This window comes from Anabaena sp. FACHB-1391, from assembly GCF_014696755.1.
GTDB classification, from domain to species: Bacteria; Cyanobacteriota; Cyanobacteriia; order Cyanobacteriales; family Nostocaceae; genus Dolichospermum; species Dolichospermum planctonicum.
This window is the reverse complement of the sequence record NZ_JACJQS010000001.1, coordinates 142,598-163,616: the sequence shown is the minus strand read 5'-3', so window position 1 is coordinate 163,616 and position 21,019 is coordinate 142,598. Positions and strand designations below refer to the sequence as shown.

Annotated in this window: 19 protein-coding genes and 1 pseudogene; 7 read left to right on the top strand and 13 right to left on the bottom strand. The window is 35.7% G+C overall.

Features of this window, described 5'->3' with window-relative positions; genetic code table 11:
* Nucleotides 1-665: 665 nt before the first annotated feature.
* Nucleotides 666-920: a DUF6761 family protein gene (locus tag H6F62_RS00825; protein WP_028083035.1), complete on the top strand. Its 255-nt coding sequence runs from the start codon at nucleotides 666-668 to the stop codon at nucleotides 918-920.
* A gap of 127 nt (nucleotides 921-1,047) precedes the next feature.
* Here the strand turns inward: H6F62_RS00825 and H6F62_RS00820 are convergent, their stop codons facing one another.
* The 5 genes from H6F62_RS00820 to H6F62_RS00800 form a co-directional block, all read right to left on the bottom strand.
* Nucleotides 1,048-1,857: a hypothetical protein gene (locus tag H6F62_RS00820; protein WP_199290942.1), complete on the bottom strand. Its 810-nt coding sequence runs from the start codon at nucleotides 1,855-1,857 to the stop codon at nucleotides 1,048-1,050.
* Nucleotides 1,835-6,142 (bottom strand): AAA domain-containing protein, encoded by a 4,308-nt coding sequence (locus H6F62_RS00815; RefSeq protein WP_190371086.1) that lies wholly within the window; start codon nucleotides 6,140-6,142, stop codon nucleotides 1,835-1,837. Before H6F62_RS00815 ends, H6F62_RS00820 begins: the two co-directional genes overlap by 23 nt.
* 134 nt (nucleotides 6,143-6,276) lie before the next feature.
* On the bottom strand, nucleotides 6,277-6,600 hold the full coding sequence (gene grxD / locus H6F62_RS00810) for a Grx4 family monothiol glutaredoxin (protein ID WP_137906504.1): 324 nt from the start codon (nucleotides 6,598-6,600) through the stop codon (nucleotides 6,277-6,279).
* 89 nt (nucleotides 6,601-6,689) lie between these two features.
* Nucleotides 6,690-6,941 (bottom strand): BolA family transcriptional regulator, encoded by a 252-nt coding sequence (locus tag H6F62_RS00805; protein WP_137906503.1) that lies wholly within the window; start codon nucleotides 6,939-6,941, stop codon nucleotides 6,690-6,692.
* Nucleotides 6,942-7,020: 79 nt separating this feature from the next.
* Nucleotides 7,021-7,611 carry a hypothetical protein gene (locus H6F62_RS00800; RefSeq protein ID WP_137906502.1) on the bottom strand — a complete coding sequence of 197 codons (591 nt, stop codon included), beginning with the start codon at nucleotides 7,609-7,611 and terminating at the stop codon, nucleotides 7,021-7,023.
* A gap of 166 nt (nucleotides 7,612-7,777) precedes the next feature.
* Here H6F62_RS00800 and H6F62_RS00795 point away from each other — a divergent pair, with 166 nt between their 5' ends.
* Nucleotides 7,778-9,895 (top strand): S8 family serine peptidase, encoded by a 2,118-nt coding sequence (locus H6F62_RS00795; RefSeq protein ID WP_137906501.1) that lies wholly within the window; start codon nucleotides 7,778-7,780, stop codon nucleotides 9,893-9,895.
* Here the strand turns inward: H6F62_RS00795 and H6F62_RS00790 are convergent.
* The 4 genes from H6F62_RS00790 to grxC form a co-directional block, all read right to left on the bottom strand.
* Entirely contained in the window at nucleotides 9,809-10,711 is a 903-nt protein-coding gene (locus tag H6F62_RS00790; protein ID WP_137906500.1) for a 1-acyl-sn-glycerol-3-phosphate acyltransferase, read from the bottom strand. The genes H6F62_RS00795 and H6F62_RS00790 overlap by 87 nt on opposite strands.
* 111 nt (nucleotides 10,712-10,822) lie before the next feature.
* On the bottom strand, nucleotides 10,823-11,263 hold the full coding sequence (gene tadA / locus H6F62_RS00785) for a tRNA adenosine(34) deaminase TadA (RefSeq protein WP_206753555.1): 441 nt from the start codon (nucleotides 11,261-11,263) through the stop codon (nucleotides 10,823-10,825).
* Nucleotides 11,264-11,399: 136 nt separating this feature from the next.
* Nucleotides 11,400-12,167 (bottom strand): Uma2 family endonuclease, encoded by a 768-nt coding sequence (locus H6F62_RS00780; RefSeq protein ID WP_137906498.1) that lies wholly within the window; start codon nucleotides 12,165-12,167, stop codon nucleotides 11,400-11,402.
* Nucleotides 12,168-12,388: 221 nt separating this feature from the next.
* Nucleotides 12,389-12,697, bottom strand: a complete 309-nt coding sequence (gene grxC / locus H6F62_RS00775) for a glutaredoxin 3 (RefSeq protein WP_137906497.1) — start codon at nucleotides 12,695-12,697, stop codon at nucleotides 12,389-12,391.
* Between the two features lie 131 nt (nucleotides 12,698-12,828).
* Here grxC and H6F62_RS00770 point away from each other — a divergent pair, with 131 nt between their 5' ends.
* The 5 genes and pseudogenes from H6F62_RS00770 (at nucleotide 12,829) to H6F62_RS00755 (ending at nucleotide 17,157) form a co-directional block, all read left to right on the top strand.
* The gene (locus H6F62_RS00770; protein WP_137906496.1) at nucleotides 12,829-13,920 is read left to right on the top strand and encodes an amino acid ABC transporter substrate-binding protein; all 1,092 of its coding nucleotides are present in this window, start codon (nucleotides 12,829-12,831) and stop codon (nucleotides 13,918-13,920) included.
* A gap of 23 nt (nucleotides 13,921-13,943) precedes the next feature.
* A complete protein-coding gene (locus H6F62_RS00765; protein ID WP_137906495.1) occupies nucleotides 13,944-14,870 on the top strand; it encodes an ABC transporter permease subunit in 927 nt (308 codons plus the stop codon).
* Between the two features lie 140 nt (nucleotides 14,871-15,010).
* Nucleotides 15,011-16,156, top strand: a complete 1,146-nt coding sequence (locus H6F62_RS00760) for an amino acid ABC transporter permease (protein WP_137906540.1) — start codon at nucleotides 15,011-15,013, stop codon at nucleotides 16,154-16,156.
* Between the two features lie 95 nt (nucleotides 16,157-16,251).
* A pseudogene (locus H6F62_RS20765) lies at nucleotides 16,252-16,332 on the top strand (amino acid ABC transporter ATP-binding protein); the annotation flags it as partial.
* 84 nt (nucleotides 16,333-16,416) lie between these two features.
* Nucleotides 16,417-17,157 (top strand): amino acid ABC transporter ATP-binding protein, encoded by a 741-nt coding sequence (locus H6F62_RS00755; RefSeq protein WP_137906494.1) that lies wholly within the window; start codon nucleotides 16,417-16,419, stop codon nucleotides 17,155-17,157.
* 72 nt (nucleotides 17,158-17,229) lie between these two features.
* Here the strand turns inward: H6F62_RS00755 and H6F62_RS00750 are convergent, their stop codons facing one another.
* The 4 genes from H6F62_RS00750 to H6F62_RS00735 form a co-directional block, all read right to left on the bottom strand.
* Nucleotides 17,230-18,273, bottom strand: a complete 1,044-nt coding sequence (locus H6F62_RS00750) for a PD40 domain-containing protein (protein WP_190371085.1) — start codon at nucleotides 18,271-18,273, stop codon at nucleotides 17,230-17,232.
* A 143-nt stretch (nucleotides 18,274-18,416) separates the two neighbouring features.
* Nucleotides 18,417-19,388, bottom strand: coding sequence for a GTP-binding protein (locus tag H6F62_RS00745; RefSeq protein ID WP_190371084.1), 972 nt, complete (start codon nucleotides 19,386-19,388; stop codon nucleotides 18,417-18,419).
* A 28-nt stretch (nucleotides 19,389-19,416) separates the two neighbouring features.
* Complete coding sequence (locus H6F62_RS00740) at nucleotides 19,417-20,325, bottom strand: alpha/beta hydrolase (RefSeq protein WP_190371083.1); 909 nt, start codon at nucleotides 20,323-20,325, stop codon at nucleotides 19,417-19,419.
* Between the two features lie 45 nt (nucleotides 20,326-20,370).
* Nucleotides 20,371-20,805: a SufE family protein gene (locus H6F62_RS00735; protein WP_137906490.1), complete on the bottom strand. Its 435-nt coding sequence runs from the start codon at nucleotides 20,803-20,805 to the stop codon at nucleotides 20,371-20,373.
* Nucleotides 20,806-21,019 lie beyond the last annotated feature (214 nt).

Here is a 21,019-nt window from a genome sequence, read left to right as displayed (position 1 = left end):
TGCAAAAAATTTATTTTTTACTTTATTTGCAATAAAGCAGGTGGCTTTATTAAATTATTATTACATTTACATTCTCTAAACTCAAATTGCTATTTGTCTAGGGTGGTTTAGTAATTTCTGGTAACTGGTATAAAATTGTTTACTTGCCAACCTCTACCTATGATTAAACTTTAATTTGAGTCATTTGTCCTACTCCTAAAGAGATATGATAAACTCAGATAACAATCATTTATCAAAGGGAGTAGGATAAAATTCACACCTGATTATGACTCTTAGTTAAACAAGACTTGTTTTCTATCCATGAGGTGGCTAAGAATTTATAAAACTTGATTATACAGGTTTGGACTATGGCTAAATTTGTATTCCTCAAGAAAGACGCACAAAAATTGGAGCAATATCAATTAGCCTCTGTGATTATCAATACCAGGTTAACACGACGCTAGATTGCTAAATCTAACTTTTGACAAAGAATCGTAAAAACACACTACAAAATCACCTTATGTCCAGTTTTTTGGCCTAGGATCTAATTAAGTTTTTAGCTGCTGAGGGGTTTGATCCAAAGTCAAAATATTACTTATGAGTTAATACATAAGCAGGAAGTGATACTTCATTGAGCGTGAATCATCATCTACAATTCTCATTCCCAAGAGACTAATACAGCAGTTATGCTCCAAGACACACAAACCATCCGCTACTACCAAAGACTTACCGACGCCTTCGTCGAATTATGGAATCGCGGTTATCGTATGGATGATATGCGGATGTATTTGGATGGATACCTAGCCGCACTCAGACATAGTAATATCATTGAACCCTACTGGATTCATCGCTTAGAAGAGGAAGCCAGCCGCTACTTGCATGATGTATCTAATTTTACAATGGTTCAACCGGAACCAGAAAGACAACATCGCTACTACTAAAGGTAGATTCTGATTTGATCAAGTAGCTACCATCTGACGACAGCGACTGTAGTACAATTTTTGATACTCCCCTCAGTTTGATGCTGCTGAGGGGAATTTTGCTGTTGTTGGTTACAAGTGATGGTAATTAATTGGGATATTGAGATAATTTCTCGAGAGATATTTTTTCTTGATGATATAGTTCTTGAATCTTTTTTGTGGCAGGTTCTAAAATCTCCTTTCCCCTTCTGATTTGAATATCTAATTTATTTTGATTTTGATCAAAAATCACAAATAGTGATATATTTCTGGCAATAGTTTGTTTACTACCTCGCAATTTAAAATCAGTGACAAATTTACCTGCTGTGGGGACATGAAGAGCTAAATCGGAAGATTGAATAATTTCCTGAATATCCGCAAGTTGTAAATTAGAAAGTGCTGGAGTTTCTTGTTGAATATTGATAAACTTAATTAAATCTAGTTGGTTTTGGTTAATTATTATATGATCTAATTGTTCATATTGAAATGTAATTGTTCCTAGTAAATTATCAGTAATGGCATAAATTTGGACGGAATATGGAGGTTTAGGAACAGAACCTTGTTTATAGAATAAACTTCCTTCTGGGGTGACAGTAATTTGCGGTGTATTTGCTAGAGTTTGTAAAGATTGAAGATTAGCAATGGTACTTTTAACAAATACAGAATCAAGTCCTAAAATAGATGCTAATTCATTAGCTGTAGGGGGGGGATTAAATTCCATACCAGCGCGAATAATAAACTCTTCTAAAACATTAAATTTCCGAGGTTCTTTAATAGTTAATTCTAGGAAATTTTGCGTTACATGATAGTAAAATTGACGTGCTAATAAAACCGATGAATAAGGGTTTTCAGCTTCAATTTTATCAACTAAATATTTCAAATTATTATCAATTATTTTAACTACAGAAGCAGGAAACATCAATAAAACCTCCATGATGATTAACAATGTTTGCAACCTCAGAATACATATTACCTACTGTACCAGATTTACCTGTAAATAAATCGTGACAACCGACAATAATTAACAATTCTTGAGCGCGAGAAAAAGCCACATTCACCCGTTCTGGTTTATTTGCAAATCCCACATCTCCTTGATGATTATTCCTGACCATACTCACAATTACCACTGGTCTTTCCATACCTTGAAATCTATCAACTGTACCCGTTCTAATTTGTAAAGAGGGAAAAAATTCAGATTGCAAACGTTCATCAATTTTTCTTAATTGAGCGCCATAAAATGTAATTACAGCTATTTCTTTTTTTGGTTCTCCATTCGCAACTTTATGAAACCAAACCTGCTCAAATTGGTGACAAATATTTTCAATTACATCAATTTCTTTAGTATTCACAAATGAAGTGCCATTGCGTTCTTCTTGAAATTCATTTTCTCTAGGCATTTTTACCCAACATAAATGATGATCAGGTTGAATGATTTTCCCTGCTAAATTATGAGCGCGTTTCCTATCAGGTTCTAAAATGCCACATTCTAATTTACCATGATAAAATTGATTAATTGCTCCCATGATCATGGGGTGCATTCGATATTGAGTATTCAGCATTTTCTTGATACTTTTATCAGCAATTTCAAACTGACTTTTAAATAATGATTCTTCTAAAAATTGCAATTCTTCTCTAGAATTACCCATGGATTGCGCCACTTCTGCCACTGTGCTAGTATCAAGCATAGGAGGTAATTGCCGATGATCTCCTACCATGACTAATTTTTTACCTTTCAACGCGGGAATTAGTAACTCTGGGGGAGTGCATTTACTAACTTCATCTATAATTACAACATCAAAAGATTGAAATTCTTCGGAGAAACTATAATTTGCAGCTTGAACACAAGTAATACCGACAACGTTAGCATTATCTAAATAAATTCGTCTTAAATCATTACTATCTTGTTCGGAAGGTTGACGTAATTTTGTAATCCAATCTTGAACAAAATTTTGATATTTATCTAGATAATTTTCTTCGTTTTGGAGTTGTTGTTTCCATGATTTTAATTTATTTATGACCTTGGTTAAAAACTCTAAATTAAATAAATCATGGTGAGATAATTCTGGCTTAAATTTATCTGGTATAATTTGCCAAGTTGACTCCCACCAATTCCGTTCTATAATTAAATTGTCTGATAATTGTAATTGTAATTTGTCTTCTAGATCAGATATTTCTATTTGTAATTGTTCAAGTTGCTCTTGATAAACATCAGTTTGTTCTTGCAAATTTATAAATTGCTGATTTAAAGCGTCTTTAATTGTTTCTAAAATGGTAAAGGGTGCTAATGATGAAATCAGAGTTTCTAATTCATAAATACGATTTTCCCAAAACTTAACTTGTTGAGAAAATTCCTGTGGTTGTTCCCAAATATTTGCTTGTTTAGTTAGATACTTTTCTGTGAAATTCCTTAATTGATGAGGTATATTTTGCTGTTTATGAATTGCTTGTAAATTATTAATAACTGCTGCAAGTTTTAAATTAGCAGCTTGTTTACTCTTTTCTAACTGAGTTTTAGCTTCAGATATTTGTTGGGAAGAAATTACATTTTCTGGAAGTTCTTGAAATTGCTGTTTTAAAATTTGCAATTGTTGTTGAGCTTCGGTTTTGACTTTTAAAACACATTGACGCGCATTAATTAAGATCATCTCTAGTAGTTCTTGGGTAATGCGGTTAAGAGTAGCTTCAATATTATTCCATTCAAAGGACTTACCATAAGTTTTTTCCAATCTAATTAAAAAAACTTGAATATTTTCAATTAGCAATTTCCTCTGTTTAGGGTTAAGAATTTGATAATTTTTTAACTCTTGATAGGTTTTTTGCCACTGAGTCTGATCACTTTTTGATAATACTATGGGAATTTGATTAAAACTTTGTTGTAAAAAATAACTAAAATTATGCTGTTTACCTTTTCTATCAGTAAAATTTCCCTCTATTTCATAAGCTATGGCTTTTGTTAATACTCCCCAAGCTGGTAAACTGATTTTATAATTTTTGGGAACAATAGGTAATTTTAAGTTTTGAGCAAACATCAATAAACCTAATGGTAAATTTACCATATTTTCTGTTAAAAGTAAATCAGATTGTTGACATTCTTTCAAAACTTGATATAAATTATTATAACCTGTAGATTTCCATTCTACAACTGCTTCAACAATATAATCAATTTCCCGTTGACGATTTTCCCAGATTTGGATTGTTGGTTGTATATTATTGTGAATACTAAATTTTTGCAAATCTGTTTCTAATTTCTGTAAAGATACAGAATTTTGTTGAAAAATATCAACTAATTCCGCTACTTCCGCAATAGCTAAAGCGAGATTATTAATATCTTTTAATCCAGCTTTAAATTCAGAAAGTTGAGTTATAATGGTTTCCTGTAACCAAACTGCTAAACCAAATACACCAAAATCAGGACGGACAAAACCAAGTTCCTCAATACATTTAATAGCTTGAATTACATTTTCTCGGAAAATCTCTACTTGTTTGTTATTTTCTGTATAGGGTTGAATATGGGTTAAGAAATCCTTGATTTCTAGAGATTCCCAGTCTATATTTTGGGAATTTTTTAGTATATTCCCTAAACCAGTAATTAAGGATGCAATTTCATTTTTATTTAATAAAATTTGATCATATTTAGTTTTTTGGTTTTGATAAATTGTCTTTAAATTCTCTTTTTCTGCTTTCAGTTCATTTTGTTGCTGATTAAACTGTTCTTCAAATATATAATAGTTTGTAAATCGTGGTAATAATGGTAATAATTGAGTTAAAATTGTAATATTTCCCTGACGTTGACTGAGATTATTTTCGCAGTCAGTAGCGGTATTTTGTAACCATGTACTAATTACTTGATCTTCTAAAAATGGCTGTCCTTCTTCTCCAACTTTTTCGGCTCTTCCCTTTCTAATAGCACGAATAAGGGGATTATGAACTAAGCGACTGAGGGCGTTATCAACCGCTAAATTCGCTTGTGAGGTAATTAATGTCCGTCCCCCGCGTAATGCTACCTGATAGCAAATTTCTGCAATTACTGTTGTTTTTCCTGTACCGGGTGGTCCTTGAATTAAAACTAAATCTTCTGCGGAAAGTACCTTTTCCACTGCGGTTTTTTGTCCAGCATTAGCAGAAGACAACAATAAATCTTGTGATTTCAGTTTCACTCTTTTTGTAATAGTTCTCGCTTGAGAAGCGTCAAATAGAAAATTACCTAAATAGGGGTTTTGAGTCCTTCCTTGTCTTAACTGTTCTAAAGCTTTTTCTTTACGTTCGATTTGTTTGATGTCTCCAGCAGCATCAAAAAATATGTAACCATTATTGGGAAGTTGATAATTACCTTTGGCTATATATTCAATTAATTCTCTTTCTAGTCGAATATTAATAAGATTATGTTTTTGATCAATTTTTTCAATAGTTCCTAATTGACGACTGTTACGGCGATTTTTTTCTGTGGGGACAGAATCTAAAAATTTAACTTCCTGATTTTTGGCTTTTTTGACCCGTTCCCAAAAGTTTTCTAAACCTAAAAAATGTTCTTCAGAACCATCTAAAGTAGCCGAATTAATTTTAATTTCTAAAGTGATTTGTCGAGAATTTGAGCGGTTATTATTTTTATTGATAAAAAATACGCAAAATTGACGAGATTTAGCAATATTTTCTTCAACCTTTAAAAAAGCTTTCCATGCTTGAAGTTGATCTTCTGTAGGAACATGATTTCCGCAAATTGGTATATTTTTTATTTTTGCCAATAATGGTGTGGGAATATCAAGACGCTCTTGATAATTAGGAATTAAACATAACCAATAAAGTACAGCATAACCGTCAACAATTCCCCGCAATTCTGGTAATAAATAAGCTGATAAAATTTTAAAACCTCCAGATCCGTCTTGACGAACAGCAGCTTTAAATCCTAAAGTCTTTCCTAATTTTTTCAGTCTTTTTGGTAATTGAAAATTATCTTGGTCTGTGGCTATAATTAATTCCCAAATTTCTTCTCCTGGTTCTTTTCCAGTCCCTTGACGACGAATATAAAAACAACCAGGTTGTTTACCAACTAAATCAAATAATAATTCATTTGCACGTTCTCGCCGTTCTCGAAAATCAGGATATAATTGTACAGATGATTGACCCTCAAAATGGCGAATTAAATTATCAACCGCTGTACCTATGAATGTATAACCACAGTCTTCTATATTTGTTTTATTATTCATAGTTTTCATCAAAAATGTGGTAATTTAGGCATAAATAATTTTCAACTTATGAGCATTAATTTAAAATTGCAAATCTAATAAAAATAAGGTGTCGGGTTGCGTTCCTTAACCCAACCTACACCTAATAGTTGATATTAAGAAGCCAGGGCTACTTCTACCATTTGTTGTAATTCACCTTTGTTGTACATTTCGATCAAAATATCAGAACCGCCAACGAATTGGCCATTAATATATACTTGGGGGATTGTTGGCCAGTTGGAATATTCTTTGATTCCTTGACGAATGTCTTGATCTGCAAGTACGTCAAGAGTTTCAAAGGGAACTCCTAATGTATTGAGAATTTGCACAACGTTATTAGAGAAACCACATTGGGGCATTAATTTGTTACCCTTCATGAAAACCATAATTTTGTTTTCTTCTACCAAAGTATCAATTCTTTCTTTAAGTTCTGGGGTCATGATTAGTTATTTCCTGCGTTGTTAAAAGTTAAAAGTCAAAATTCAAGGCAATTTTAGATTTTGTTCAAGGCAAAATCCTAAATCTCAAATTAGTTTACTACTTGCCAAGCTTCGGGAGTGTAGGTTTTCAGAGCTAAAGCATGAATAGCTTCGCTGGACATGGCTTGTTTCAATGCGCCATAAACTAGCTGGTGTTGTTGCACTAGTCCCTTATCTACAAACTGCGATGAAACTACTGTCACCTGATAGTGATCACCACCACCCGTCAAGTCTTGTACTTGCACTTGGGCATCTGGCAGTTGTGCCTTGATCATTCCCTCTACCTGTTGCGGACTCATCATCGCAATTCCTGAAAAAACTTTACTTCTCTATTATTAACAGATATCTAACTCTTGGTTGTTGCTAATTAACTTATGCTGATTATTTTTTGTTTGGACGAGAATAGGGTGCATCCACAAAACCTAATTCAAATAATTGTTGATAAGCTTTTCCCCCCAGTTCCCTCGTGGGGTTTTGACTTTTAATGATTTGCACTAGCAAAGGTATGGCTAGTTCTGGCTGATTTTGCGCTCGATATACTAAGGCTAACTGGTAGCTGGCTTCATCTCGCTTTTGGGCAGTTGCTAAGGCTTTTTGGCGCTGGGAATCGGATAAACGAATGTCAATACCTCCAAAACTAGAATTTAATTCTTGATAAAAGCTGGATAACTGATTATAAACCTGGCGTGCTTCTTGGAGTTTTTTGGCTGCTAAAGCGTAGTTTTGACTAGAAATCGCTTGATCTGCTTCTTTCATTAAGCGATCGCCTGCCGCTATACTCAAGATATTATTACCCTGTCCAGCGGGACTGAGGGTGTTAGTCTTATCCCCAGTCGTCGGTTTAGTTTCACTAACAGGATTAATAGGAACTGAGGGCTTTTTTACCTGAGCTTCAGCAGATGATGATATGCCTAAGAACGCTATAAATGATAAGCAGCTAAAGCGAATTAATAGATCCGTAGCAACATTCATGAGGTTAATTAGTAAAATAATTATGGAAAAAATTTGAAAAACTTGATGTATTTTAACTCTCTTTGTACCGATGATAAAGTCAAGTGACTGAAAAAATTTCTCTGGCAAAGGACTAAACAGGCAAGAGCCAAGAGGCCAATTAATTTTCAACTAATCCCAATTTTTTATGAGTGATAATATTAATTCTCCAGATTTTCTCGAACCAGATGTCACAAATAGCGACGAAGCATTAATTTTACAACGCAGTGGCGAAGAATTGATACTAGAAAAAACATTATATCGCTTCACTATCCGTCCTAATGCTAACTTTACACGTGAGCAAGTATCACAAATACGTGGATGTGTATGGCGGCGCAGTATATCCCAGGCAAAGTTAGAACTGTATACGGTTTTTCCTGAGCAGCTAGAAACAGTAATGTCTCAAGTACGTGCTGATAAAAATGTAGACTTTGTGAGTCATGTTTATAAACTTGAAAATAATCCCGGTAGTTTGGTTTATCTAAGTGATCAAATCACAATTCAATTTGCTACTTGGGTAGATATGAATAAAATTAATATTATTGCCAATAGATTTAATTTAGTTCAAGATCAACCAGTTGTAGGAATGTCGAATACTTTTATTTTTCTGGTGAGTAAACAAGCTAAACAAAACCCAATTAAAATCACGAATCAATTACAAAAACTGTCAGAAGTTTTAGCCGCAGAACCAAATATTATCATTCAACAAGAACCTCATTATCGGCCCAAAGATTCCCTTTATCCTCAACAGTGGTATCTCAATCACAATGGGGGGAATCAATTGGTAGCTGGTTCTCACATTTCCGTAGAACAAGCTTGGGATACTACTCGCGGTGTTCGTTCTATTATCGTCGCTGTAGTAGATGATTCCTTTGACTTGAATCACCCAGATTTTCAAGGTAATGGTAAAATTGTTGCTCCTAGAGATTTAAAAGAAAATGATTTTTTACCCTTACCAGGAGAAAAAGAAACTAGTCATGGTACTGCTTGCGCGGGACTAGCTGTAGCAGAAGAAAATGGCACGGGAATTGTCGGAGTTGCTCCTGGTTGTGCAATGATGCCCATTCGGACTACCGGTTTTTTAGATGATCAATCAATTGAGGATGTTTTTAATTGGACGGTGGAAAAGGGAGCAAGTGTAATTTCTTGTAGTTGGGGAGCTTCTGCTGTTTATTTTCCCCTTTCTATCCGTCAAAGGGCAGCTATTAGTCATGCTGCTACCAATGGACGCAATGGTAAAGGATGTGTAATTGTTTTTGCAGCCGGAAATACTAACCGTCCGATTAATGGGACTATCAATGAACAAAATTGGCCGAAAAATATTGTGAAAGGTAACACAAATTGGTTAAGCGGTTTTGCAGTTCATCCTGATGTAATTACCGTGTCGGCTTCCACTAGTTTGAATAAAAAAGCTGCTTATAGTAATTGGGGAGATAATATTTCTGTTTGCGCTCCTAGTAATAATGCTCCTCCGGGAATGTGGTTTCAAGAAACCGGTTTTGTTTATACACAACCGGCAATTGTCTCTTCTCTGTTTGGGTTGGGAATCTTGACTGCAGATCAATTAGGAGCAGCAGGTTATGATGCTGGAAACTTTACTAATAACTTTGGTGGTACTTCTAGCGCCACTCCCATAGTCGCAGGAGTAGCAGCTTTAGTATTATCAGCTAATCCTGATTTAACGGCTCAACAAGTTAAACAGATTCTTCAAGATACTGCTGATAAAATTATTGATAATAGCCCTGATCCTCAATTGAATATTGATGGGGGTACTTATGATAGTAATGGTCATAGTCAATGGTTTGGTTATGGGAAAGTCAATGCAGCTAAGGCTGTGAGACTAGCAAAACAAATGGGTGTCGTTGCCCAAATTACTAATGAACAAACACAGGTAAAAAATACTCAAGTTGTGAATATTCCTGATAATGATCAAGAGGGAATTAAAAGTGCGATCGCTATTAATGAAGCTGCTAATATTGGTGATATCCAAGTTACGGTTAATATCACCCATGATTTTTTAGGAGATTTAGAAATTTATTTAATTGCTCCTAACAATCAGCGGATTTTATTGCAAAGTCGCACATTAGGCCGTCGTAACCAATTACAAAATACTTACACAGTGCGATCACATCCAGCCCTGAAACAATTACTTTCCCTACCCGCACAAGGTAACTGGGAATTACAAGTTATTGACTACGCTGCCCTGGATGTGGGCAAACTTAATCACTGGGAATTGGTAATTGGATTGGACACGGGAAGTAGTTGATGTATAGCAGGGGGAGGGAGGAGAAGCAGGGGAGGAATTTTCTGGTTCTATGTTCCTTCTGACTCCTGACTCCTGACTTAATTGTTTTAATTGATGGGTTAAATCTGCTGTGAGCCTTTTAGCTTCCAGCTTGAAATTTCCATTTAGATAATCTGTGACTTTGATAGGTTCATCAATGCGAATGTTGACATCTGCACCCCAGTGAGGATAGGATTCGCTGTATTGGATGCTAACAGGTATAACTTTAATCCCCAGCCCTGGGTATTTAGATTCAGCATTTAAGGCTAAACGGGCTATTCCTGGCTTCAGCAGGTGAACTTGACCATCACGATGGATATCACCTTCAGGATAAATAACTAACATTTCCCCTTGTTGCATTAACTCTATTGTATGACGGAGAGTAGCGATCGCTGGACGTTGAGTATTGACCGGGAAACCGCCCATTCTGAGAATAAACCAACCTTGTAACCCCTGACATTCATCAATTGTCACCATAAATCGCATATCTCTACCTGTGAGATGACGACCAGCAGCGTAGGGTAAAACTAATGAATCCCAGCGAGAACGATGGGTAGGAGCAAGAATTACCGGACCACTTTTGGGGATATTTTCTAGTCCAGTAATTTTAATCTGCCTAAAGAAAGATGGCAGAATGATATAACGTCCAATAAAATACCCTAAAGGAATTAACCAAGGGGAAATCCCTGGTATACTGTGAGCTATCAAAGGCCTCCGAGCGGAGTTGAGGTGAGAACTTACAGACTTATTTATGGTTTGTGAATGACGGGTAGTAGAAGCAGAGTCTGATTTAATCATTACGGTGGCTAGTTTTTAGAAGAATAAAAAATTACACAAATTGCTTATGTCCACCGTATATTTTCTTGGGTAGTTTTTGTTTTCCCATCTGGACAGTTTTATCTGTGTCTGTTATTTTTGCTGACGTTGGGTAGCAAACCAATTTTGTAATTGTTCTCGACAGTCTGATTCCAGAATACCTCCTAGCACTTTTAGACGGTGATTAGACGCAGGGTGATCAGGGATGTTGAGAACAGTCCGAATTGCGCCAGTTTTGGTATCGTCCACTCCATAGATCAATTTTCCCAATCGTGCATGAACTATAGCACCGGCACACATCGGACAGGGTTCTAGAGTGACATATAATGTACATTGATGCAAGCGCCAACTTTGTAAAATTTGACTAGCAGCGCGAATCGCCATAATTTCCGCGTGTGCGGTAGGGTCTTGATCCCGTTCTTTCCGGTTTTCTCCTACAGCAATCAGGTGGTTATTTGTGTTAACAATTACAGCACCAACGGGAACTTCACCCGCATCACCCGCTGCTCGTGCTAATTCTAGGGCGTGATTCATCCATTTTCTATGTATTAAATATTCTGGTAATTCCAGCATATATTTATATTTATTATTGATTTATATTTATTATTGTGGTCAGTTATTATTGATTTCAATTAGGTGCGTTACGAAGACAGCTAACGCACCCTACTATTTAAGGTAAATTACTCGGATCAATCCCCTGGGATTTTAAGTACGCTATTAGCCGTTCTTTCTCTTGACGTTCTTGTTCAGCCCGTTGACGTTCTTGTTCAGCCCGTTGACGTTCTTCTACAATCTTTTCTACAGACCAAGGTAGTAAATTACCTGCTTCATTCCACCACCTTAACCAATATCCAGTTCTAGCTTCTTTTTCCCCCCACCAAGTTCCCAAAAATAAGCCCATTGCGTCAATCCAATGTAGACCATTTTCATCGGGTTGTTTTAACTCGTAGCGACCATTCTCCAGTTGATATAATTCCAATAAACCGCCATCTGGATCAAAAATTACATAGATGGGAACTTGCAAAATTTGCTCGTAAAAAAACCATTTTCCCGGTGGATATGTGCGTTTAAAAGAATATTCTCCACCTTCCTGATCTGATAAAAATTCTATAACTATAGCGGGAATATCTCCTTCTAAATTCGGTGTGTAGCTTTTGCGTTCAGGTAAAATTTCTTTGACTGCGGGAATATATAACCAATCAGGTGCTTTAGCAATAAATTTACCGTCTAATGTCGCACATAAACCAAAATTCGAGGCTATCAACATCTGCGGTTGAATAAAACCCCCAATTTCTAAACTTTCTCGCAAAGCACCAGCCAAAAGTGGCTGTCCTGTATTTTCCACCGGTTCGTCCTCTAACTGAAAATCATCGGGTAAGGCTTCCCAAGAGATTACCAGTTCAGTGGGAGATTTGATTTCACTGATTTGGGTGATCATAATCACTGCCTCTGGTTGATTTGTTTTTATTTTATCTGATACAATATTAGAACAGCTAAAAATCAGGCGATCGCTATGATTATGATATAGCTATAAACTGTACTACATTTAAGTATAATTCTAGCGGTACTACATTTAAGTATAATTCTAGCGGGCAAGATGCCCGCACTACAACATCTAGTTAAATTTGGGTGATTTGGTTTATTTAAACCAAGTCATCATCAGTGTAAATAAAGAAGATCATCCAGTTGACCTTTCGTATCTAGACGATACAGATCATCACAACCGCCAATGTGTTGATTATTAATAAATATTTGGGGAACGCTGCGGCGATTATTAGCGCGTATGGACATACTTTCCCTGGCTATTTCATCACCGTCAATTTTGTATTCTGTAAAATTAACACCTTTCCACCATAGTAGCATTTTCGCACGGATGCAGTAGGGGCAAGTTTGCCAAGTATAAATCTCTACATTGGCTTTGACGCGCTCTGGATGACGACCGAGAAAGGAATTGAGAAAATTTAGCATATTGTTAATTGGGAAGTTTGGTTTTAATTAAATGTGATCCTCGATAGATCTTTGATATATCTTGTGCTTTTTTGACGTTTTTGTGCAAAACTTAGATTAGATCGGGATTAAATATCGCTCATTGCTTACTTATGAAGTCTAGGAAATTATTTACTATTGGACCTATTATATCTGGTATTGTCACACTGAAGTTAATATTTTCTCTAACTGCTTGTAGTGATCAACCGCAAACGCCAGGGGGTAAGGTTAATACTCCCCAAGGACAGGTTACTCGCGTGATCGGTCATCGCATTAAAAGCCGTGGTCAGCTTGTTTGTGGAATTAGCGGTGAATTACCGGGATTTAGTTTTGTGGGGACTGACGGTAAATATAGCGGTATTGATGTTGATATTTGTCGGGCTGTAGCAGCGGCGATATTTGATAATCCAGACGCAGTAGAATACCGTCCCCTTAACGCTAAAGAGAGATTTACAGCTTTACAAACTGGAGAAGTAGACATTTTGAGTCGCAATACCAGCTGGACTTTTAGCCGTGGGACTGCTCAGGGTTTAGAGTTTGCACCTGTGGTATTTTATGATGGTCAGGCGGTTATGGTGCGCAAAAATAGGAATATTAAATCTATTAAAGACCTGAAAGACAAAGCTATTTGTGTCCAAACAGGGACGACAACCGAACAGAATTTAGCAGACCAAATGCGGAAACGGGATTTGACTTATAAACCCGTTGTTTTTGAGGATGTAAATGTTACCTTTGCTACTTATGTAGAAGGACGTTGTGATGCTGTCACCACAGACCGTTCTGGTTTGGTTTCCCGGTACGCAACCCTACCGAAACCGGAAGATAACATCATTTTAGATGATATTCTTTCTTCTGAACCCCTGGCGCCAGCAGTTGCTAAGGGTGATACTCAATGGAGTGATATAGTTAAGTGGACTGTTTATGCTTTGATCAAAGGTGAAGAATTGGGAATTAATTCTCAAAATTTATCACAGTTTGCAAATAGTAAAGATCCCGATATTAAACGTTTTTTAGGAACAGAAGGAAACTTGGGAGCAGGAATTGGTTTAACAAATGATTTCGCAGCCAGAATTATTAAACACGTTGGTAATTATGGCGAAATTTATGAACGCAATTTGGGAACCAAGACAAAACTAAATCTCCCTCGTGGTCAAAATCAATTAGCGACAAAAGGAGGATTACTCTATTCCCCACCCTTCCGGTAATACTATAATACTAAATTAAAATAATGACTAATTCTAAACCTCCTTTATGGCGTGATCATCGTTTTTGGCAAAATGCTATTCAGTTAATTTTTGTATTTTTAGCAGTATTTATAGTCGTGATATTGTGGAGTAATGTCAGACGGAATTTACAGCAATTAGGAATTCAATTTGGATTTAATTTTCTCAAGCAACAAGCATCTTTTGATATTGGTGAAACTATCGTTAATTATCAACCAACGGATACTTATAATTATGCTTTATTAGTGGGATTAATTAATTCTTTACGAATAGCAATAATGAGTATCTTACTAACTACAATTGTGGGAATTACTGCGGGAATTTCTAGACTATCAGATAATTGGTTAGTCAGGAAGATTAGTTTTGTTTATGTGGAGATTTTTCGGAATACACCATTATTATTACAATTGCTATTTTGGTATTTTGCAATTTTCTTGAGTTTCCCCAAAGCCGAAAATAAAATTTCTGTTTTCGGTTTCGCTAACTTTAGTCAAAATGGCATTGAATTTCCTTGGTTTACCTTGTCTCCAGAGTTTTCTAGTTTGTTATTAGGGTTAACTTTTTACACGGGTGCGTTTATTGCGGAAATTGTGCGGGGGGGAATTAAATCAGTTCCTCAAGGACAATGGGAAGCAGCAACATCTCTGGGTTTAAAGCCAGGTTTAGCAATGCAATTGGTAATTTTTCCCCAAGCTTTAAGGGTGATTATTCCCCCATTAACTAGTCAATATCTCAGTTTAACAAAAAATTCCAGTTTAGCGATCGCTATCGGTTATCCTGATATTTATTTTGTTGCTTCTACTACTTTTAACCAAACTGGAAAAGCCGTGGAGGTAATGCTATTGATTATGATTACTTATCTGATTTTGAGTTTAGTTATTTCTCTAATTATGAATTTATTTAATCGTTCTGTTCAAATTCAGGAAAGATAAAAAATAGCAATTTTATTTGATTTGTGAACAGGATTTATTTTTTATCGAACCACAGAGGCACAGAGGCCACAGAGGAAGAGAGGAAGAGATTTTATGTTTATGGTACGCTATAGGAAAATATTTTATTTAGGATCTCTATGATGATTAAGTTTATTTGGTTAAGAGAAAATCTGTTTAATAATTGGTACAATTGTTTATTAACTGTTGTTTGTTCGATTTTTCTATTTTGGCTATTTCAAGGATTTGCAATTTGGTTAATTACTAAGGCACAATGGCAAGTAGTTGCAGTTAATTTACATTTATTTTTGGTGGGAAGGTTTCCCCAGAATTTATATTGGCGAATTTGGCTGGTTTTGGGAATATCTACAACTTTAACCGCAATTACTGGGGGTGCTTTTACTAAAGAAGCAATATTCACAAAACGTAATTCTCTAATTTTTGGTTTTATTGTTGGGGTTTTATTATTAATTTTACCTCTACCATTAACTAGTCGTTTGTCTTTATTATTAATTACAGGTTTAATAATTTTAGGTGTGATAATTGGTCAAAAATTTGCTCAAATTATCACACCTTGGCTTTCCCTAATGTGGTTATTATCCTTTCCGATAATTATCTGGTTAATTGGTGGTGGTTTAGGGTTACAAGCTGTATCTACAAATTTATGGAATGGTTTATTACTAACCCTATTAATAGCAATAATTAGTATTGTGCTTTCCTTCCCCATAGGAGTTTTACTCGCATTAGGAAGAACAAGTAATTTACCTGTAGTGCGGTGGTTTTCTATTCTTTATATTGAAATTGTCAGAGGATTACCATTAATTGGTATTTTGTTTTTAGCCCAAGTTATGTTACCTTTATTCTTACCAGCAGATTTGCGTTTAGATAGATTATTCAGAAGTATTGTGGGACTAATATTATTTAGTGGAGCATACATGGCCGAAAACGTGCGTGGAGGACTACAATCAATTTCCAGGGGACAAATAGAAGCAGGAAAAGCATTAGGATTAAATACACCCTTATTACTCACATTAGTAATATTACCTCAAGCATTACGCGCAGTTATTCCTGCAATTGTGGGTCAATTTATTGGCTTATTTAAAGATACATCTCTTTTATCATTAGTGGGATTAGTGGAATTAACAGGAATGGCACGTTCTATATTAGCACAACCGCAATTTTTAGGAAGATATGCAGAAGTATATTTATTTATTGGTTTAATTTATTGGCTATTTTGTTATTCAATGTCCTTAGCTGCTAAAAAATTAGAAAACCAATTAAATAACTAATTTTAATGAAACTTAATAAAACATCTATTCCTTTCTGACTCTGAGTCCTCTGTGCCTCTGTGGTTGGTTAAAAAAAATTCAAAAAAAAGTAAAATATGACAGAAAAAAACCCGATAATAATTGCCGAAAATACCCATAAATGGTATGGTAAATTTCATGTTCTCCAAAGAGTAAGCTGAACGCTTCTTCCTCTTTTACTCTGAGTCCTCTGTGCCTCTGTGGTTAGTTAAAAAAGATTCAAATTCAAAAAAGAGTAAAATATGACAGAAATAAAACCGATAATAATTGCCGAAAATGTCCATAAATGGTATGGTAAATTTCATGTTCTCCAAGGTATAAGTTTAAGTGTAGAAAGAGGAGAGGTAGTTGTTTTAATGGGTCCTTCTGGTTCAGGGAAATCAACTTTTATTCGTACGTTTAATGCTTTAGAAGCATATCAAAAAGGAATTATTAGTATTGACGGAATTATCCTCAGTCATGATTTAAGAAACATTGAAACAATTCGTCGAGAAGTGGGAATGGTATTTCAGCAATTTAACTTATTCCCCCATTTAACAGTTTTACAAAATATCACTTTAGCGCCAATATATGTCCGCAAAATATCCAAAGTAAAAGCGGAAGAATTAGCAATGCAATTATTAGAAAGAGTGGGAATTTTAGCACAAGCACAAAAATATCCCGGACAATTATCTGGTGGACAACAACAGCGAGTGGCTATAGCGCGTGCATTAGCAATGCAACCTAAGATTATGCTATTTGATGAACCGACATCAGCATTAGATCCAGAAATGGTGAGAGAAGTTTTAGATGTCATGGGAAATCTCGCTAGTGAGGGAATGACAATGGTAGTTGTTACCCATGAAGTGGGATTTGCGCGAGAAGTTGCTGATAGAGTGGTACTAATGGATAGCGGTTTATTAGTTGAATCTTCTACCCCCGACACTTTTTTTACTAATCCCAAAGAAGAGAGAACTAAGAAATTTTTATCACAAATTCTCTAAATTATCTCTACATTAATGAATGTGTTGGGTTTTGTTCTTCAACCCAACCTACACAATTTCAGGGTTAAATTTTTAATTCCCCAAAGAAGTCGACAAAATAATTAATTCTCCTTGTTCACCACCTGCGGCTAATAATTGTCCTTGGGAATGCCAAGATAGAGTAGAAAAACCTGCTTCTGTATCGGTAAAAATCTGTGATACTTCCCTATTTTCATCCCATAAACATAACCAACCGTCAGCACCAGCGGAAGCGAGAATCAAGCTTTGGGGTGCAAAAGATATTGCTTGAATAATATCTACGTGATTGGTTAATACTTGGGCTTCCCAACCCACAGATTCATCTACGGACTTCTCCCATACTACTATGCCTTCAACGCTGGAAGCAGCCAAAATTGGCGCACCTGTGGGGGTTTTGAGGTCTGACCAAGCTAGTTGACGAATTTTACCGGGAAAGCCGCGCATGACCCAAGGATCAGGATTTTCCCATTGTAAAACGGTGAGAGTGCGATCCATATTTCCAGAGGCTAAATATTCACCATCACCTGACCAAATTGTTGTTATACTAGCGGTAGGCATGGAAAGGATAAATGGTTCTGCATTCCAATCTTGAGTAGACCAAATTTTTACACCTTTATAACCATTAATAGCCAAATATTTGCCATCTTTACGCCAGTCAATTCCTAAAATAGAGGAATCATTAAAGTTAAGAGTGACAACGACTTCTGATGTGTCTGCATCCCAAATTTGCACATAACGTCCTAAACTAAAAGCTAGTTGATTATTGGTATAACTCCATGCTAATTGATCAACCCAAACAGGTGCATTTTCTAAAGTTGTAATTAATTGATTTTCGCACCAAATTTTTACTTTTCCATCTTGTCCGCTAATGGCTATATATTTACCATCATGGGAAAATGCTAGACAATTTACTGCTTGATTTGTAGCTGTTTGTAAGGTAATTAATTGGTGATTTTCCCATAAAACAATTTCACCAGCAGCGGAACTAGCAGCCAGTATTTCTACTTGAGAAGACCAAGCTAAAGCGGTGACATAATCTGTAAGTTTTGTGGAATAGTGTTGAGTAAATTCTGGAGATTTGCTGGTTGTTAGGTTCATATTTGTTATCTTTTATTGATCAGAAATACTAGGCGAATAGAAGTAGCTACTACACCATCAAAGTCCACCGAGGTGGACTAAGTTTACTAGATTCACAACCCACTTATGTGGGTTTTGTCTGTGTAGCTGTGAATTTTATTCACCTAACTCATACAAGCAAAGAAATCTTTTTTTAACTGTGCTTCATCTAAATTTCTCCCAATAAATACAAGTTCATTTTTGCGAGGTTCATTTGCTTTCCAAGGTCTATCTGCTTTACCTTCAAATATCATGTGTACTCCCTGAAAAACAAAGCGGTTATCTTCATTTTCAATATTCAAAATTCCCTTCATTCTGAAAATGTCTGTTCCTTGATTTCTGAGTAATTCTGATAGCCAAGCATTTAATTTTTCACCATTGATAGTCCCTGGTGATACTATAGAAACTGAATAAACACTTTCATCATGAATATGAGCATCTTCTCCTAAGAAATTAGGATCAATTTCTAAAGCATGATCTAAATCAAATGCTTTTACTCCTAATAAAGCTGACATTGCTAATTGAGAATTATGAGTGCGGTAAATTTTTGCCATTGCATTCATTGACCGAATCCGGGTTTCTAATTCATCTAAAACTTCTGCTGTAACTAAATCGGTTTTATTCAATAAAATCACATCAGCAAAAGCAATTTGTTCCTGGGCTTCGTCTGCTTCCCAATGTTGCCAAATATGCTTGGAATCAACAACTGTAACCACTGCATCTAATGACAATTGACTTTGCAAATCTTCGTCTACAAAAAAGGTTTGAATTACAGGTGCAGGATCAGCTAATCCAGTGGTTTCAATTACTAGATGATCAAATTTATCTCGGCGTTTCATCAAGTTGCCAATAATGCGAATTAAATCACCTCTAACTGTACAACAAATACAGCCATTATTCATTTCAAATATTTCTTCATCCGCATCAATTACCAATTGATTATCAATACCTACTTCTCCAAATTCATTGACAATAACGGCGACTTTTCTATCATGTTCATAGGTAAGAATGTGGTTTAATAAGGTGGTTTTACCAGCACCTAAATAGCCAGTTAAAACGGTTACTGGTATTGAACTAAATGTTTCTGAATTCATCATAATGTCAAAGCAACTTTGATAATCTTGCCTATGATAACCGATTTAAAAATGGTAGTATAAACTGAAAAACCTCTGCTGGAAATTCTTCATGAAGTCCTAAAGAACCAGGAACTACCACACTCTCTATTTTTGGTAAAGCTGCTAATGCGTCCATTTCCTGACGTGATTTTGTCGGACTAGATGCGCCAATAACTGCCATAATTGGTACAGACAAAGATTGAGCTAGAGAAAGAAATTCTGATTGAGTGTAAAATGTGTCAATATTACCTGTGACAAAAGCCGCTGAAGCAAATCTTGCTCCTGTTTTTTGGGTAGTTTGCCATTTATTGGCGATAAAATTGGGTGTAAGTTTGTCAGCATTACTAAAAACGTGACGAGTGTACATCCATCTTAAAAAAGATGGTGTTGTGTTGAGCTTATACAGGAATTGACCAATAATGGGAAATCTGATAATTCCCCGTACCATAGCCGCTATTTCCTGAGTTGCGCCCATTGTTGGTAAAGGTCCACGCCAAGTTGGGGCTATTAATACAACTTTGTTAAGTATTTGCGGTTCTTTAAACGCTAGTTCTAGAATATAACCAGCAGCATGACCGGCACCAATTACGGAAACTGTCGTATTAAATACAGATTTGACAAAATCCGCCAAAAATTGCTGATATATGACTGGTCTGTAATCTAAACCGAGTCGGGAAGAGTCACCAAACCCAGGCCAGTCTATGACTGTGACTTGAAAATGGGGTGCGAGTAGTCTGGCTAATTCTGCCATTTCTGCCCTGGTAGAAACGCTGCTAAAGGCTGGTAATAATAGAATGGGTGAACCTTGGCCAATGGTTTCATATACTATTCGTAATTCCTGATTTTCCCATTGCCAAGGATATTCCTGTACTTTACCACCAAATGCAGCAGCGGGATTTGTTAATAAATTAGTAGACATCTGATTAAGTTCATAATTAAAAAGAATTTACTTATTTCCTCATCTCTAACTTTCTAACTTACATTCTAAAGCTTTTTTTTGCATAGTTTTAAAAATGTTGTAAAAGCCATTAGCGCGAGAAGGCGTTAAGCTAACATTTAAGCCAGTTTCTTGAATGAAATCGGGAGTAAGTTGGACTATTTCTGTAGGTGTTGATCCATTTAATCCTTCTATCAATAATGCTAATAATCCTTTGGTTAATTGGGAATCAGAATCACCCTGAAATATTACTTTATCATCTGCTAAAGATGCGGTGACATATACTTGAGAAACACAACCGGGAACTTTGTTTTCTGGGAGTTTGTCAATTTCAGGAAACTCTTGCAGTTTTTGAGCGTACCATATTAACTGTTCATAGCGTCTTTTGGGTTCTGTAGCCCTTTGAAAGCGTTCGACAATTTTTTTCAGCGCAGGTGGTAAAGAGTTAAGAGTTGAGGACATGATCAAGTTCAGGAAGTAATTACTCTTATCTTACCAATTATCAGCCCTTCCAGATACCATAAGTATGATCAAACACTAAAACTGGCTATTCAGTACAAGGATTGTTTCTATTGTGAATTGCAAACAAATGTTAAATTTCGCTACAAAGTAAGCAATGATATAGATTTTTATTACCGAATATTTAGATGATATTGTTAAGTATCCCCAAATATCA